General features: G+C 56.9%; 11 protein-coding genes. All 11 read right to left on the minus strand.

The features are described 5' to 3' along the window. Nucleotides 1-56 precede the first annotated feature (56 nt). Nucleotides 57-3,119, minus strand: a complete 3,063-nt coding sequence (locus ACP7B7_RS10120; RefSeq protein WP_426076584.1) for a tetratricopeptide repeat protein — start codon at nt 3,117-3,119, stop codon at nt 57-59. Between the two features lie 81 nt (nt 3,120-3,200). Beyond that, on the minus strand, nt 3,201-3,983 hold the full coding sequence (locus ACP7B7_RS10125; protein WP_426076585.1) for a class I SAM-dependent methyltransferase: 783 nt from the start codon (nt 3,981-3,983) through the stop codon (nt 3,201-3,203). Further along, nucleotides 3,980-4,987: a hypothetical protein gene (locus tag ACP7B7_RS10130; RefSeq protein ID WP_426076586.1), complete on the minus strand. Its 1,008-nt coding sequence runs from the start codon at nt 4,985-4,987 to the stop codon at nt 3,980-3,982. Before ACP7B7_RS10130 ends, ACP7B7_RS10125 begins: the two co-directional genes overlap by 4 nt. After that, nucleotides 4,984-5,955, minus strand: coding sequence for a hypothetical protein (locus tag ACP7B7_RS10135; protein ID WP_426076587.1), 972 nt, complete (start codon nt 5,953-5,955; stop codon nt 4,984-4,986). Before ACP7B7_RS10135 ends, ACP7B7_RS10130 begins: the two co-directional genes overlap by 4 nt. Before the next feature lie 43 nt (nt 5,956-5,998). Next, nucleotides 5,999-6,676, minus strand: a complete 678-nt coding sequence (locus tag ACP7B7_RS10140; protein WP_426076588.1) for a metallophosphoesterase family protein — start codon at nt 6,674-6,676, stop codon at nt 5,999-6,001. Beyond that, entirely contained in the window at nt 6,654-7,631 is a 978-nt protein-coding gene (locus ACP7B7_RS10145; RefSeq protein WP_426076589.1) for an ATP-grasp domain-containing protein, read from the minus strand. Before ACP7B7_RS10145 ends, ACP7B7_RS10140 begins: the two co-directional genes overlap by 23 nt. Continuing rightward, nucleotides 7,628-8,476 carry an NAD-dependent epimerase/dehydratase family protein gene (locus tag ACP7B7_RS10150; RefSeq protein WP_426076590.1) on the minus strand — a complete coding sequence of 283 codons (849 nt, stop codon included), beginning with the start codon at nt 8,474-8,476 and terminating at the stop codon, nt 7,628-7,630. The genes ACP7B7_RS10145 and ACP7B7_RS10150 overlap by 4 nt, the downstream gene beginning before the upstream one ends. A 62-nt stretch (nt 8,477-8,538) precedes the next feature. Then, on the minus strand, nt 8,539-9,237 hold the full coding sequence (locus ACP7B7_RS10155; RefSeq protein ID WP_426076591.1) for a WbqC family protein: 699 nt from the start codon (nt 9,235-9,237) through the stop codon (nt 8,539-8,541). After that, on the minus strand, nt 9,234-10,406 hold the full coding sequence (locus tag ACP7B7_RS10160) for a DegT/DnrJ/EryC1/StrS family aminotransferase (RefSeq protein ID WP_426076666.1): 1,173 nt from the start codon (nt 10,404-10,406) through the stop codon (nt 9,234-9,236). The genes ACP7B7_RS10155 and ACP7B7_RS10160 overlap by 4 nt, the downstream gene beginning before the upstream one ends. 645 nt (nt 10,407-11,051) lie before the next feature. Next, complete coding sequence (locus tag ACP7B7_RS10165) at nt 11,052-13,721, minus strand: tetratricopeptide repeat protein (RefSeq protein WP_426076592.1); 2,670 nt, start codon at nt 13,719-13,721, stop codon at nt 11,052-11,054. A gap of 155 nt (nt 13,722-13,876) precedes the next feature. Beyond that, entirely contained in the window at nt 13,877-15,553 is a 1,677-nt protein-coding gene (locus ACP7B7_RS10170) for an electron transfer flavoprotein-ubiquinone oxidoreductase (protein ID WP_308920414.1), read from the minus strand. Between the last annotated feature and the right edge of the window lie 47 nt (nt 15,554-15,600).

Raw genomic sequence — 15,600 nt, forward strand, 5'->3', positions numbered from 1 at the left:
CGCCGGTGCCACTTATTATTCCGAGTTCCCAAGCCGAAGACGCGGGGCCTATCCACTCAGACGGAGATGGTTGCATGCGCCTCGGTAAGCAGATTGGCCTGCCGCTCACTGGCCGCCGCTTCTTCAATCCGGCCGAGCGCCCGCAATACATGTGCAAGGTCGCGATGCAATTGCACATCGTCTGGAACGAGGGCGAGCGCGGCATCGTAGCTGGTGGCGGCTTCCTGAAAATTGCCGAGAGCGGCCAGCACGTTGCCAAGATTGGCATGCGCCAGCGCGTTCATCGGATCGATCAGCGCCGCATGTCGCAGGCTCTCAGTGGCTGCGGCGGCATCGCCCATGGCGTGCTGGGCGCTGCCCAGGTTGCTGTAAGCCTGGGCAAGGGCGGGGTCAAGTTCAATCGCGCGCAAATAGCAATCGATGGCGCGCGTATAGTCCTGCTTGCCTTGCCAGGCATTGCCCAAGTTTTCGTGCGCCTGCGCATCGTCTGGCGCCAGTTGCACGGCGTATTGCAAGGCCGGCAGCGCATCCTTGCCCTGTACCTGCAAAGCGCTGCCCAGGACGCTCCAGGCAAAAGCGGACCTGGGATAACGCACCGCCAGCGTTTGCGCGGCGTGTTCCATTTCCACATGGTGGCCGGCCTCGTACAAATCGACAATGTGGTCCGCTTCCGCCTGCGTGGGGGCGGGGACATCGCCGGCCGCCTCGGAGCGGGCCCGCAGCAATATGGCTTGCAATGGCGTGGCAGGCAGGCCCCGATCGATCGCGTTTGCAAGAATCTCGATGGCCGCTTGCCCTCGCCCTGTCTGCAACAATGTCTGCGCGTAAGAAAGGATAAACTGGACTTCATCAGGGGCGGCCTGCATTGCCGCATGCAAGTGTGGCAGTGCCCTGTCATGATAGCCAATTTGCCCGGCCAGCAAACCCATATTATGATTGGCGATCGCATGGTCTGGCTGGCGATGAATGATGGCCAGATACAGTGTTTCCGCTTCGACCAGTCGGCCGGCCTGATGATGTTCAATCGCCAGAATGATGGCGGCATCGGCATTGACAGTGTGCAGCGCCTTGCTGCTTGTTGCGCGCTGGCTCAACGAGCTTTGCGTCGCATCCGCATTCAGCGTGACTGGCGCCAGCCGCGCACACCAGCGGCGCCAGATGGTGCGCAGTGCGCTGTCGAGCCCTGCGGCAATCAAGGCAGGCTGGCCCATTGCCGACTCGGCAAAGCGCGCACGTAGTTTGCCACGTAAATTAATCACTTGGCTGATATCGGCGGAGAGCGCCACGCCTTTGCGCACAAAATCAGTCTCATCATGCGCAATGTATTCATGCAGGTCCATGTGCCCGGCAATCGCCGCTCCTCCCCTGCTGAGCAGGGTCGAGCCAGTCATTGTCAAGGTCGGCACCCCCATCCACAGAGCATTATAAGTGGTGGTGCCACCTGGATAGGGTGCTGTGTCCAGGCAGACGTCGACCAGGCGGTGCATGTCCATGTAGGCACGTGCGCCGGTTCGCTGATGAAAGCTCAGCCGCTCCGGCACGATGCCTTCGTTGGTAAACCAGTCGCGGATCATCGTGATGGTCTTTTCATCCGGCATGGCGGCCATCACCATCTTGGCATCCGGCAATGCACGTAGCAGGGCTGCCCAGCGTGCCAATAAGCCGGGGTTCAACTTGTTGGACCGGTTGAAACTGCCGAAGGTGATGTAGCCGTTCACGCTGGCCGGTGCCGGCGCTACCGGCGGCACATCTTGCGCCGGCAGGTAAGCGATACATGCGGGGAGGTTCAGCAATTTTTCAGTAAATTGATCATCCAGCAATCCAGGTGGCGACCAAAAAACGTCACTCACATAGTAGTCCATGGCCTGCAGCCCAGTGGTCATAGGGTAACCTATCCAAGAAAGCTGCAGCGGCGCGGGCTTGCGCGCAAAAACAGGCAGACGGTTGTGGGCAGAGTGGCCGGACAGGTCGATCAGGATGTCGATACCGTCCTCTGTTATGCGTTGCGAAAACTGGTCATCGGACAATTGCTGTATATCTTGCCAATTATTGATCAATTTGCGCAGGTGCGCCGTGATGTGATCATTCACCCGGTTGTTGCAATAGATGTATAGTTCAAGGCCAGTTGCATCGACTAGGTTTTCCAGCACGGGCGTAATGAAGTTGGCCATCGCATGGTTAAACAAGTCGGCCGAGACAAATGCAACGCGCAGCACCCGTTCAGGATTGCGCTTGTTGGGATGTTTTGGGCGCTTGGCAAGCCACGGCACTTCAAATTGATTCCCGTAGCGTTGATGCTCCTTGAATAATTCCGTGGCGCCGATGCCTGCACTATGCGACAAGAGAAACAGCAGATTGCTGTGCATGACGCTCCACTTTGGATTAATCTTGATGGCGTGGCGACACACCTCAATCGCATCAGCGGTACGCCCCAACTCGATTAAGCTTGCAAGGAAGTTGCTATGGGCCAAGTCTAGTTTTGGATCAATTTTGATGCTGCTAGCGAACCATGGTAAGCACTCCTCCGGCCGCCCCATATTTAACAAGCAAGTACCGAGGTTGCAATGGGCAAAGGCAAAGTCCGGCGCTATTTCCAGCGCCCATCGATATTGCTCTATGGCCGCTTCAAAATGCTCTTGTGTTTGCAATATCGAACCAATATTGTTGTAGACGACGTGGTCGCCAGGTACAAGATGCAGCAACTCGCGATAGGCCGCAAGCGCTTCATCGAGCCTGCCTGCCGCTTGTAGCAGCATACCCAACTCATTGTGCGCCGTGGCGTTTTGCGGTTCGAGACGCAATACAGCATGATAGGCTGCGATTGCTTCCTCGTCGCGTTGGCAAATTTTCATCAATATTGCTAACTGCGATAATGCCGCCGTCGATAATGGAGCCAGTTCGATGGCGCTTCGATACGCTAACTCGGCTTCTTCCATCTTTCCCAACGCTAGCAATGCATTGCCAATATTGACTTGGATAGCGGCATTTTGCGGAAGCGCTGACTGAGTCGCTTGGCAACTTGCCAGCGCCGCTGTAATTGCTTCCTGCGTCTTGCGCTTCGTGATCGCGGGCTTTGAATGAGGGCTTGCTATTAAATGTGAGGCGACGTTCGAGCGCATAATGATAGTAACGAATGAGAAGGTGAGCGGTATGCCAAAGTAGATCTGCTAGATTGCAACTTGATAATGCCAGCATGCTTCTCAAGTATGACTGCTGTCCGCAGTGGGCGGGGGCGTTGAAGATTCGCACAGCAGAAAAATACTTGAGCATAAATCCGGATATTGTTGCCCTAGTTGGTAGCAACCGTCGAGGTATGCGGATGAGATGATGTCAGTCTGCAATAGCCTGTCCCACTGAAAATTGGCCAGCGCCTTGAAAAATATGCCGGAGCGATAGGTGACTTTCAGACTCGCACGTACAGCCTCACGTTCCAGCGTATCAAGGGAGTAGGTGTTGCGATGGCCATGCGCCGCTTCTGCTGGAGTTACCGCCGCATTGTGGCTGATGATGCCCATCTTGACGGCGATCTGACGTGATGGCGCATTTGCATTGGGGCAGACGAGGAACAATCGCCCGCCCTCAGCCAACCACTCGTGGTTGATGCGTTTCAGAACGGCAACCGGATCATCGAGGTGTTCAAGCACATGTGTCAATACGATGTTGTCATAACGTCTGGGTAGCGTTGCCGTTTCAAACATGGAATGAATGAACTCTACCTGATCGCCCAATCGGTGGCGGGCCTCCGCCAAAGCGTCACCAGAAGCTTCGACGCAAGTGATATCGCTGAAGTAAGGCAGGAAACGCTTGGTGAAGTCACCTTTGAAGCTGCCCAGTTCAAGCAGGCTGCCGGGCTTGAAAAAGGGCTCGAAAGAGCGAATCATATAGGGATGCATGACATCGAAGTCAAAGCCGTACGAATACTTTTCATGCGCCTTGTTGCTGGCGTCATCGAGTTCCTGGTTGTAGTTTCTGGTGTTGTTCATGATGGATTTTTCCTGGAGTCCGGGACCGCAAGTTGTGGCGTGCCGGCGTTGTCATCAAGCAGGCGTGCCAGGCCAAATCCCGCGCGGCCGAATTCATTGCCGTTATAGAGCATGTAGATAGTGCCGTCAAACTCGAAAGTGTGTGGATAGCACTGCATCTGCGAGTCCCATCCTTCGCTCGAGACATCGATGCCAGCCATGCTGTCGTCGCGCTGCCATTGGATCAGGTCATCCGACCAGGCATAGCCGATGCGATAGGCGCTGTTGCTGTCACTCCTGAAACCATGTGCCTGCCGGTAGCAAAAATACATATGATAGCGGCCATTTCGCGCAAAAATCGTCGGCAAGGCCTGGCATTCGTTCTGGTTCAGCCGGTCAGCGATGATCGGCTTGCTGTCACGCTGCCAGTCGATGCCGTCGCGGGAAGTGGCGTGGGCGATCTTGTAGACACGGTCGGCCGCCTCGTCGGGGTGGAATTTTTTCCATGCGGTGCCAAAAATGTACCACATGTGATATGTGTCGCCAAACTTCGCGACGTAGGCGTCGGCGACCAGGAAGGGCTCGTGCAAGCTCGCCGACATGACCGGCCCCGTGCCATATTTTTCAAACGTCTGGCCATCGTCATGGCTGATGGCCAGCCCGATGCTGGCATCGACCGAGACGGAAACCTTGCGATTCCAGCCCGTGGTATAGGCGAGCACGCGATTGCCGTCACGCAGCACATTGACAGGGAAGATGCCGTGTTCGTCGAAACAGCCAAGACCGCCAAGGGCGATGACCGGACCGGTGGATACGCCGATGATGTGGCGCAGCGCGCGGTCAACATCGACGTAGGTCACGTGGCTGAGAAATTTTCCGCTCTGGTCGCGCTCCCGGCTGGAAAAATAGATGCGGACGCGATCATCGAGCAGCAGTGTTTGCGGCGATTGTGCAAAGCCGAAACAATTATTTGGCAGCACATGGTCCGCAGGATCGAACAGTTTGCCCAGTTTTTCCCACTTCATTGCTTGCTCCAGTCTTGCGGTCCTTGCAGCCTGGCCAGGCCGATGCCAGCGCGGCCCATCTCGTTGCCTTGATAAATCATGTAGGTTACCTCGTCGACCACGAACACATGCGGATAGTTGACCATTTCCGCATCCCAGCCGCTTGCCGATACATGCATGCCGGCCAGATCGTCCTGGCGTTCCCAATGCAGCAGATCGGATGAGCTGGCGTAGCCGATGCGGTAGCCGCCCTGGCGGCTCTTGTAGTTATGGATGTCGCGATATGAAAAAAACATGTGATACAGACCGTCGCGGAAGATGACATCGGGACAGGCCTGGCATTCATGCTCGCCCAGCTTGTCCGCGATCAGGTCACGGCCATGCTTGATCCAGTCGATGCCATTGTCGGAGGTCGCCATGCGGATCTTGTAAATCGGTTCGGGCAGTCCATCGGTTTTACGCCATTCCTTGCCGGCGACATACCACATCAGCCATTGCTGGCCATAGCGGCGCACGCGAGGGCTTCCCAACAGAAATGGTTCGTCGTGGCTATAGCCGAGTACCGGGCCCGGTCCCAGTCGGCGGAAGGTGTCGCCGTTGTCGTCGCTCACGGCAATGCCGATCGCTGCATTGAAACGCACCGATTCGCAGCGTGTCCAGCCGCCGTAGTACACGCGCACTTGCTCGCCGTCGCGAATGACCGTCAGCGGATTGACGCCAAATTCGTCGAACGTGCCATAGCTGCCGAGGGCCATGGGCGGCGCGGCGCAAACGTTCTTGATCTTCATCAGATCGTCACGTTCCAGGTCGATGAAGGACATGTAGCTGACATACTGGCCGTCGGCCGGTGCCGGCCGCGAGCAAAAATACACGCGGACCCGGTCGTCGTCGACCAGCACTGTCGGCGACTGGGCAAAATCATGCATCCAGTTGCCATCATTCCGGTCCTTGGGGTCGAACAGCTTCCCCATCTTTTCCCATTTAAACATAGCTTGATCCTTTGCCAAATGCAGCACTTGAGCGTGCCGCCTTTCAATCGTGCAGGCGCCTGAGCACCCTGGAGCCCGTCTTCAGGCCGCCATAATAATAGTCATTGAAACCGGCCGCCTGCATCAGGTCGAACACAGGCTGCATGTCGTAGGCCACACGGTGCAGTGTAAAGCGGCCTGCATCATACAGCGCAAAAGCGGCCCGCGGATCACCGTCCCGGGGTTGTCCGACCGAGCCCGGATTGCAATAAGTCTTGCCCTCGAAGATATCGAGCCTTTGCACATGCGTATGGCCTGAAACGAAAGCGCTGCCCTCGACTTGCGTGAAATATTCTGCGCTGGGCTTGAGGTATTCGTCGATCGGATCGCCCCAGCCACCGTGCACGACGCGCACCTCGCCTGCCTGCAACTGTACCGGCAAGGTTTTCAGCCAGGCCAGATTGTCCGCACGGATGACCTTGCGCTGATAGGCCAGGCAATCGTTGACGCTGCGTGAGCGCGGGCAGAAGCCACCGCCGGCCATGTACCAGTCGTGGTTTCCCATGACACAGGCAATCTGGCGTTGGCGCAGAATGTCACAGCATTCATTGACCTGTGAATAATAGCCAACCACGTCGCCCGCGCAATAAATCGCGCTGGCCCCTAGGCGGTCTATCTCCGCCAGCACGGCTTTGAGCGCTTCAAAATTGCCATGAATATCAGAGATGAATGCTATCGTCATAAAAAATATGCTCCTCTATATAGCGCACCGCGTGGCCGCGCCGGATGGCAGGTGGGGCCGGCGGCTTTTGCGACAGGAAAAAATCGACGGACATCGCGCTTTCGTTGTAGCCGAACGCCGTCCGTATCGAGGTTGACGAGGAAATTCTGGGATTGATTTCCAGCAGCTTGACGCCTTCGGTACAGGTCCGGAATTGAAAATTGGTCGGGCCAACCGGAGAAAAGCGCTGGCACAGCGCTGACAGGGTGGCGTTGAACGGTGTACTCGAAACGACTTCCGCCTTTTCCGTGAAACCATCTTTCGACAGTTTGCGCCGCAGCGTCAAGTCGGCATGGTAGCCGCCCTTGCCGTCGCAAAACGCGGAGGTGGTAAATTCATGTTCGTTGTCGCCAATGATGGGCTGGGCCATCAAGACAGGCCCGATTGCATGCCGATGCTGTTCGAACGTCTCGGCGCTATCCACCCGGACAATACCCTTGGAGCCGAAACCGCGTCGCGGCTTGAGCAGGAAGGGCAGGCCGTATGCCGCTACCAGCGTCTCGAACGAATTGTCCAGGCTGCTGTCGATCGCGCATGGCATGCCGGCTGCCTGCAAGGACTGGTAAAAGGCCCATTTGTCTTTGCACAGCCTGACCAGTTCGGGCCGGTTCATGACGGCACGGGCACCGTGCCGCTCGATCTCCGGAAGGTGGTCTATCCACTTGTACAGGTCGATTTCGATGCCAGGAATGACGAGATCGATCTGGTGCTTGCTGATGGTCGCGCACAGCCATTCCATATAACCGGCGTCGTTGGTGGGCGGCGCCAGTGCAAAAATGTCGCAGAAGCCTTGGGCTACCGAGTCGTGGTAGATCGAACTGCCGATCAGTTGCAGGTTCTGCGCTGACTTTCGCAGCGAACGCAAGATGCCATAGCCGACGATGCCGCTGGCGCCAGAGACGAGTATTTTCTTCATGTGAGGCTCTTTCGGTAAGCTGCTTCCTTTTCCATGCCGATCTCGATCGGGATTTCCGGATAGCTGTCCAGCAGGCGAAACAGCGTGTCGTCTACCGCGCAAATATTGTCTGGAATATCCGGCTTGTCACGCATGAAGACCATCTGGCTGCGGCTGTCGAATGCGCTGGCGGCCGCCTTGATGATGTCCGAATAACGTACGGCGTGCAGCTGCGTGCAAGCGTAATTGCCGGTCAGTCCATGTTCGATCGCACGCGCTGTCAGTCGTGCCACGTCCTCGACGTGGATGAAGTTACGCTGTGCATCGTGGCTGCCGTAGATGCTCACGTCCTGATTATTGGCGACCTGGTCGATCAGCGCATACAGGAAAGGCTGATGCTTGCGATAGGCGGGGCCGGCGCCATAGAACTGCGACGGCCGGATGATGGTCAGGGCAATGCCCGCCTTGTCGCAATACAGCTGCGCCAGTTCGTCGGCATGGCGCTTGGACAGTGCATACGCGCTGTAGAAGGGTGAATTGGCCGGCAAGGTGGTGAAAATGCTGGAGATCTGCACCATGTGCGGGATGGCGGCGGCAGAACATAACTGGCAGAGCTCAAGCGTGCCGAGGGCATTGATCCGTTCGATGGCGGCGATGTCTGCGGGGTCGCTGCTGGCAAAGCTGGCCGCTGCATTGACCAGCACATCGATTTGCGGCAATCGCGCTACGGCGTCCAGCGGTGCGGCCAGGTCGAGCTGGATGTCGCAGTTGCTGCGCCCCGCCGTCAGCACCTCGGCAAAGCGCGACAGCGCAGGGATCAGCGCGCGCGCCAGCGATGAAGTAGCACCAACCATTAATATGCGCATGCAGGTCTTTCTGTTTCCATTGCCATGTCAGGCGGCGCCATTTTCACGTCCATCGGCATTGCTCAAACCAGATCATAATTGTGTGCGATAGCAGAGCGTACCACCGGCACGGCGTTGAACATCAGCACATCGATGATCGAGAGCCAGGGTACGCAAGGCTGGCCGAATTGCTGATATTCAAAGGGGCGCGCCTGCAGGAATCGCAGCACGATGCCTTGTTCCTGGAATGCCGTTTTCGAATAAAGGGCCTGACCACCGGCAGCGTTGACATAAGTACTGGCACCAAGCTCCTTGCACAGGGCGAGTACCTTGTCCTGGCTTGTCAGGGCGTGATCGATCGCAATCTCCGAGGAAATTCTGATCTGCGTTGCAATACCCAAGTGTGCTGCAATGCACGCCAGGCTGTGATGCAAAAAGCTGAACAGGTTTTTCCGATCACGCAGCAAGATCGTTTCGACCAGTAGCATGGTTTGCTCGAAATGTGGCGCTTTCTGGTAGGCGCCACGCAGTTGCGCCAGCAGCTTTTGAGGCTTGAAATCGGCCGCCAGCTCTCGCTCACGCACGTCGAGGCCATCCCGGTCCTTTTTGAGTGGCAGCGAAAACACGCTGTCATGGCCGTTCAGCAGGACCCGATTACGGTTGATCCAGCCCTTTTTTGTATATTGAATATTGTCATACAGCACAAACACATCGACCGCCGCCAGCAGCTGGAAATAGCCGATGTAAGGAAAGAAATACGGCTGCATGATGGCAAGCTTCATTTGTTGCAGGCAGCAGTCGTCAAGAGAGGGCCAAGGTGGGCAGCCTGCGCGATGAAGCCAGTGATCATGTCGATCTGTTCGAACGTCAGCGCCGGATATTGCGGCAGGCAAATGATCTGGTCGGCCACCTGGCGCGCCACCGGCAGGTTCGACGGTGCGGACGAGGCCAGGCCGCGGTACATGGGAAAGTCGCTGATCAGTGGATAGAAATAGCGCCGTGCATAAATATTGTTGTCACGCAAATACTGGAAAAGCTGGTCGCGGGTGGCCGGAAAATCGGCTTTCACCAAAATTGGAAAATAGGCGTGATTCGTGATGTCGTCCGATGGCGTATGGCATTCGATCCCTTGGACTGTCGCCAGCTTCTCGCGGTAGTAGGCGTCGACTTCCTGGCGCCGTTGCAAAGCGTGATCGATACCCTTCAATTGCAGCAAGCCAAATGCGGCATTGATCTCGCTCATCTTGCCATTGATGCCAGGTGCTACAACAGAGGTTTCACCGACAATGCCGAAGTTTTTCAGGTGGTCGATGCGCTGCTTGGTCTTGGCATCGGGGCAGACGATGGCACCGCCTTCGAACGTGGTAAATACCTTGGTGGCGTGAAAACTCAATACCGACAGGTCGCCATGATTGAGCACGCTGGTGCCATTGTGCCGGACCCCAAAGGCGTGCGCCGCATCGTAAATGATCTTGAGGCCATAATTGTCGGCGATGCGCTGTATGCTTTCGACATCGCATGGTCTTCCATAGCAATGCACCGGCATGATCGCCGTGGTTTGCGGCGTGATGGCCGCTTCGATCTTGTCGGCATCCATGTTGAATGTCAGCGGATCGATATCGACGAACACGGGGCGTATGCCATTCCACACGAGAGAATGGGCGGTGGCGACAAAGGAATAGGGGGTGGTGATAACCTCGCCGGTAATGCGCAATGCCTGTAATGCCGTAATCAACGCCAGTGTGCCATTGGTAAACAGGCAGATATGCTTTACGCCGAGGTAATCGCACAAGGCCTGTTCCAGTTCGTGATGAAAGGGGCCGGTATTGGTTAGTATCTTGTTATCCCATATCTTTTCAAGATATGGGATAAACTCTTCGAGAGGCGGAAGCAGTGGCTGAGTTACATAGACTGCATTGGCCGGTTTGGCAGGCAGCGTCGGTGCCGACATGGTTGTACCTATTAAAGTATTGTTTCTTAGTGTTCGCGGCACCGATATCGACTAAATTTCCGTATGCATACAAGGTACCGTAATGCAGAGAACTTTCAGCAAATTTATATCTAAGCAGTGACCCAATGTAAGTTCGATTCAAAGTGCAGCTCGTGCCGATAGTGATTGTAACCGCTGGCAACTGAGGTCACTATGTTTCCTTCGGGAATTTTTACTTTTCCTGTAGATTTGAAATTTCCCCAGTGTTCTCACTCCATTCCTGTGTGCCATATCGACGGCTATCCAATGCATTGTTTGATGATAAAAATCTGGCGATAGGTGCTGGATTGCCAGTTGCCAAGAATCGTATTCCAAGCTGTCGCGCTTTGCCGCAGCATCGTGGGTTTCGAGAAAATGCCTTCGCAGACGACATGCGCAGGCTTTCCAGCAAGGAATTTACTCAATGAATTCTATGAGTAAACCTTTATTCATCTTCAGGACACGATGATCGATTAGATCATAACCTTTCGATATTGCCGGCGTTCTCACGCTGAAAGCTTGTACAAGGCAGCCAGCACACCGGTTGCGCCAAATGGCACGCATGGCATTTCCGTATCGTCGGCGAGTATGACGGCAGCACTCTTGGCATGGTGTATGGTCGTTTGATTAGCTCTCAGATATTTCATCAATGACTGTCGTTCCATCGATCAATAGCGCAATGGTTGGCAAGTTTGCGCACCAGCGTTGCCAAATGTGACGCAATGCAATTTCAAACCCTTGCGCTATCAACGCAGGTTGACCATTGGCCGCCGCCTTCATGCGTACGCGCATTTCAAGCCTCAGATTGGCAAAACTATTGATATCGTTGGCAAAGTCTATTCCCTTCTGCAAAAACTCCGCTTCATCGTATGTAATAAAATTCGCGAGTTCTGCATGAGAAAGGATGGCAGCCGTCGTGTAACCAGGTAACGTCGGTCCAACCATCGTCAGTGTCGGTACGCCCATCCACAAGGCATGGAAGCCGGTTGTTCCGCTGGTGTATGGGTAGGTATCGAGGCAGATGTCGACTTGGCTGTGCAGTGCCAGATAGTCGTCCATATTCGTATACCCGTGAAAAGTCAGGCGATCTGCAGTGATGTTTTCGCTCGCAAACCAGGAGCGCAACTTGTCACTGGTCTGCGCGTTGGGCATGGCCGCGAGCAGCATTCTTGAATTGGGAACCATGCGCAACAACTTGGACCAGCGCATGACGACTTCACGATTTAATTTCCCGGCCCGGTTGAAACTACCAAACGTGATGAAGCCGTTTTCAATCGCTGGCATAGGGCTTATCGGCGGAGCGTTTGGATAGGGCAGAAATGGCGTAGTGGCTGGCAGGCGCAGCAGTTTTTCCGTAAACTGACCCTCCAGTGCGCCAAATGGCGATAAATGGCGATCCGTGATGTAGAAATCCATCGCCTGCAAGCCGGAGGTGCCAGGATAGCCGATCCACGTGAGCTGCAGCGGTGCCGGCTTGCGTGCAAAAGTTGGCAAGCGGTTGAAGCCGGTATGGCCGGACAGGTCGATCAGAATGTCGATCTTGTCGCTGATGATTAACTGTGCCAGCTCATCATGGGTCAATTTTTCGACTTGGCGCCAGATGCTGAACAGACTGTGCAAATGCCGGCTGACTATATCATCATGGAAGCTATTGGCGTATGCCAGCATTTCCAGACATGGCGAATGGGCAAGATGTTCCAGCATGGGTGTAATGAAACTGGCCACGGCGTGGTTGTACAGGTCTGCCGAAACGATGCCAACCCGAAGGCGCCGCTCGGGGTCCCGCACATTGCTGTGTTGCGGCCAGGATGCGCGCAGCGGAGCTTCGAATTGCTCAGCATAGCGCAAGTGTTCAGCAAACAGGTCGGCGGCCTTCACGTTCGGGCTATGTGTGAGGTTGAACAGCAGGTTGCTGTGTTGTTCATGCCAGTCCGGATGAACCTTGAGCACAGTGCGGATGTGACTGATTGCGTCGTCGATGCGACCCAGTCTGACCAGGGTGGAGCCGATGTTGACATGCGCCCGGCGGTTGTCCGGCTCCAGCTTGACCACCGTTTCAAAGCTCCCCAGGGCCTCACTCAAGCGCCCCGCTTCCATCAGGCAGGTGGCCAGGTTGAAATGTGTGGAAGACACTTTGGGACCCAGTTTCACGGCGCGCCGCGAGCTTGCCAAAGCGGCCTCCGGCTGGCCCATGGCATTCAGGATGGCAGCGATATTATTATGGCTGATCGGATTCTCGGGCGCGATGGCCAGCACTTGCTGAAACGAAGCCAGCGCCTGATCCAGTTGGCCGTCTTCCTGCAACGCCATGCCCAAATTGTTTATCGTATCGATATTGCCGGGCTCCAGCAACAGCGCCGCCCGGTAGACGGCAATCGCTACTTCTTTGCGGCGGGTTTCGCGCAGCAGATCGGCGAAGTGCAGCATCGGCGCGGCAACCGTTGGGTCCATTTCGATGGCGTGCCGGTATGCCGCTTCAGCCGCTTCGGTCTGGCCCAGCGCATGCAGGCTGCGAGCCAGCCCGTGGTGATGCACAGCAATTGCCGTGGCGTGTCCGGTAGCGGCGCGATAGCTGGCTTCCGCCTGCTGGTGGCGGCCTAGCCTGAATAACACATTGCCCAGCCCACCGTGTGCCATGGCATTGGCAGGGTCAGCCAGCAACGCCGCGCCATAACGTTCGATGGCTTGCTCGGGCCGGTTCAGTTCCACGCTGACGTCGGCCAGCTTGCGGTGCAGCTCGGAAGCATCTGGTGCCAGCGCCAAGGCTTCCCGGTAACTCGCCTCTGCAAGCTGGAATTGCCGCTGCGCGTAGTGGATATCACCCTTGCCAAAATACGCCACGGCCAGCTTTGGTTCCATCTCCAGCGCACCGCGATAGCACTCCCCGGCTTCCTTCAAATGGCCCTGCGCCTGCAGCACATCGCCCAAGCGGCTCAATGCCTCGGCAAAGCCGGGCGCAATCTCCAGCGCGCGCATGAAGCTGGCCAGCGCCAGGTCAAGCTGGCCGCTGGCCAGATAGGCATTGCCCAGATGCAGCTGTGATTCGGCATCGTCCGGCGCCAGTTCGACGGTTTTCAGCAGGGCGGGCAGGGGGTCCTGACCTTGCGCTTGCAAAGCCACCGCCAGCACGCTCCAGGCGAAGGCCGACGCCGGATGGCGATCGAGCAGCGCGCGCGTGGCGCTTTCCAGTTGTACCGCATCGCCGCGCTCGTACAGCGCCACGAGTTGATCGAGGTCCTGTTGCGAGGGTTGTTGCTCGGCACTGAATGGGACTGCGGCAATATCGTTGGCGTGCATGACTGGGCGATGGAATGGGGCGAGTGTCAATTGTAACTGTTGGCAGTGCAATCGAGAAACTGTTCTGCAGAAGTCTGATCACGGGCCACAACGAAAAATGGCGTGGAGACCATCAGGTGTCCACGCCATGTTACCGCAGCTTGCTGCGACAGTGCTTACATATTCGGATAATTCGGCCCGCCGCCGCCCTCCGGCGTGACCCAGACGATATTTTGCGTCGGATCCTTGATGTCGCAGGTTTTACAGTGCACGCAGTTCTGTGCATTGATCTGCAGGCGTTCGGCGCCGTCGTCGTTTTTGACGAATTCGTAGACCCCGGCCGGACAGTAGCGCGCCTCCGGACCCGCATACGTGGCCAGGTTGACGTCGACCGGCACGCTGGCGTTTTTCAGGGTCAGGTGGATAGGCTGGTCTTCCGCGTGGTTGGTGTTCGAGATGAACACCGACGACATCTTGTCGAAGGTCAGCTTGCCGTCCGGTTTCGGATACACGATCTTTTTCGACTGTGCCGCCGGTTTCAGGCATTCGTGGTCGCCATGCGTGTGGTGCAGGGTCCACGGCGCCTTGCCGCGGAAGATGATCTGGTCGATGCCCGTCATCAGGCTGCCCAGGTACAGGCCTTTCGACAGCCATGGCTTGACGTTGCGCGCCACGTGCAGCTCTTCATGCAGCCAGGATTGTTCAAACGCGACCGGATAGCTGGCCAGTTCGTCGTGCTGGCGCTGCTCGCCCAGTGCGCCAAACGCCGCTTCGGCCGCCAGCATGCCGCTCTTGATGGCGGCGTGGCTGCCCTTGATGCGGCTCATGTTCAGGAAGCCCGCATCGCAGCCGATCAGCGCGCCGCCGGCAAACACCAGTTTCGGCAGCGACTGCAGGCCGCCGGCCGTGATCGCGCGCGCGCCGTACGAGATGCGCTTGCCGCCTTCGAAGAACTTGCGGATTTCCGGATGGGTTTTATAGCGCTGGAATTCCTCGTATGGCGACAAATACGGGTTTTCGTAGTTCAGGCCGACCACATAGCCGACCATCACCTGGTTGTTTTCCAGGTGATACAGGAAGGAGCCGCCGTAGGTTTTCGCATCCAGCGGCCAGCCGGTCGAGTGGATCACCAGGCCCGGCTGGTGCTGGGCGGGGTCGATTTCCCACAGTTCCTTGATGCCGATGCCGTACGATTGCGGGTCCTTGCCGGCGTTCAGGTTATACCTGGCCATCAGCTGCTTGCCCAGGTGGCCGCGCGCGCCTTCGGCGAACAGGGTGTACTTGGCGTGCAATTCCATGCCCAGCTGGAAGTCGGGGCCAGGTTCACCGTCGCGCTTGACGCCCATGTTGCCGGTCGCCACGCCTTTGACGGAACCGTCTTCATTGTACAAAATCTCGGCGGCCGGGAAGCCCGGGAAGATTTCCACTCCCAGGTTTTCCGCCTGCTGGCCCAGCCAGCGCACCACATTGCCCAGCGAGACGATGTAGTTGCCGTGGTTCTCGAAGCAGGCCGGCACGGCGAAGTTCGGCGTCTTGATGGCCTTGGTTTCGGTCAGGAACAGGATGCGGTCTTCGGTCACGGCCGTGTTCAATGGCGCGCCCAGTTCCTTCCAGTTCGGGATCAGTTCGGTCAGGGCCTTCGGATCCATGATGGCGCCCGACAGGATATGGGCGCCCAGTTCGCCGCCTTTTTCCAGCACGCAGACCGACACTTCCTGGCTTTTTTCGGCGGCCAGCTGTTTCAGGCGGATGGCGGCGGCCAGGCCGGCCGGGCCACCGCCGACGATCACCACGTCATACTCCATGGCCTCGCGCGGTCCGTACTGTTCGATTAAATTATTTGGCTGTGTCATGGTCTCGTTTTATGGTTACTGAATTCGGTGAGCGGGAATCGCGGATA

Origin of the sequence: Janthinobacterium sp. PSPC3-1, from assembly GCF_049896105.1 — a bacterium.
GTDB lineage: Bacteria > Pseudomonadota > Gammaproteobacteria > Burkholderiales > Burkholderiaceae_D > Janthinobacterium.

Coding starts and splice junctions, on each gene's coding strand:
- ACP7B7_RS10145 (WP_426076589.1), bottom strand. CDS start 7,631: ATGAAGAAAATACTCGTCTCTGGCGCCAGCGGCATCGTCGGCTATGGC.
- ACP7B7_RS10125 (WP_426076585.1), bottom strand. CDS start 3,983: ATGAACAACACCAGAAACTACAACCAGGAACTCGATGACGCCAGCAAC.
- ACP7B7_RS10160 (WP_426076666.1), bottom strand. CDS start 10,406: ATGTCGGCACCGACGCTGCCTGCCAAACCGGCCAATGCAGTCTATGTA.
- ACP7B7_RS10120 (WP_426076584.1), bottom strand. CDS start 3,119: ATGCGCTCGAACGTCGCCTCACATTTAATAGCAAGCCCTCATTCAAAG.
- ACP7B7_RS10170 (WP_308920414.1), bottom strand. CDS start 15,553: ATGACACAGCCAAATAATTTAATCGAACAGTACGGACCGCGCGAGGCC.
- ACP7B7_RS10130 (WP_426076586.1), bottom strand. CDS start 4,987: ATGAAGTGGGAAAAACTGGGCAAACTGTTCGATCCTGCGGACCATGTG.
- ACP7B7_RS10165 (WP_426076592.1), bottom strand. CDS start 13,721: ATGCACGCCAACGATATTGCCGCAGTCCCATTCAGTGCCGAGCAACAA.
- ACP7B7_RS10155 (WP_426076591.1), bottom strand. CDS start 9,237: ATGAAGCTTGCCATCATGCAGCCGTATTTCTTTCCTTACATCGGCTAT.
- ACP7B7_RS10135 (WP_426076587.1), bottom strand. CDS start 5,955: ATGTTTAAATGGGAAAAGATGGGGAAGCTGTTCGACCCCAAGGACCGG.
- ACP7B7_RS10140 (WP_426076588.1), bottom strand. CDS start 6,676: ATGACGATAGCATTCATCTCTGATATTCATGGCAATTTTGAAGCGCTC.
- ACP7B7_RS10150 (WP_426076590.1), bottom strand. CDS start 8,476: ATGCGCATATTAATGGTTGGTGCTACTTCATCGCTGGCGCGCGCGCTG.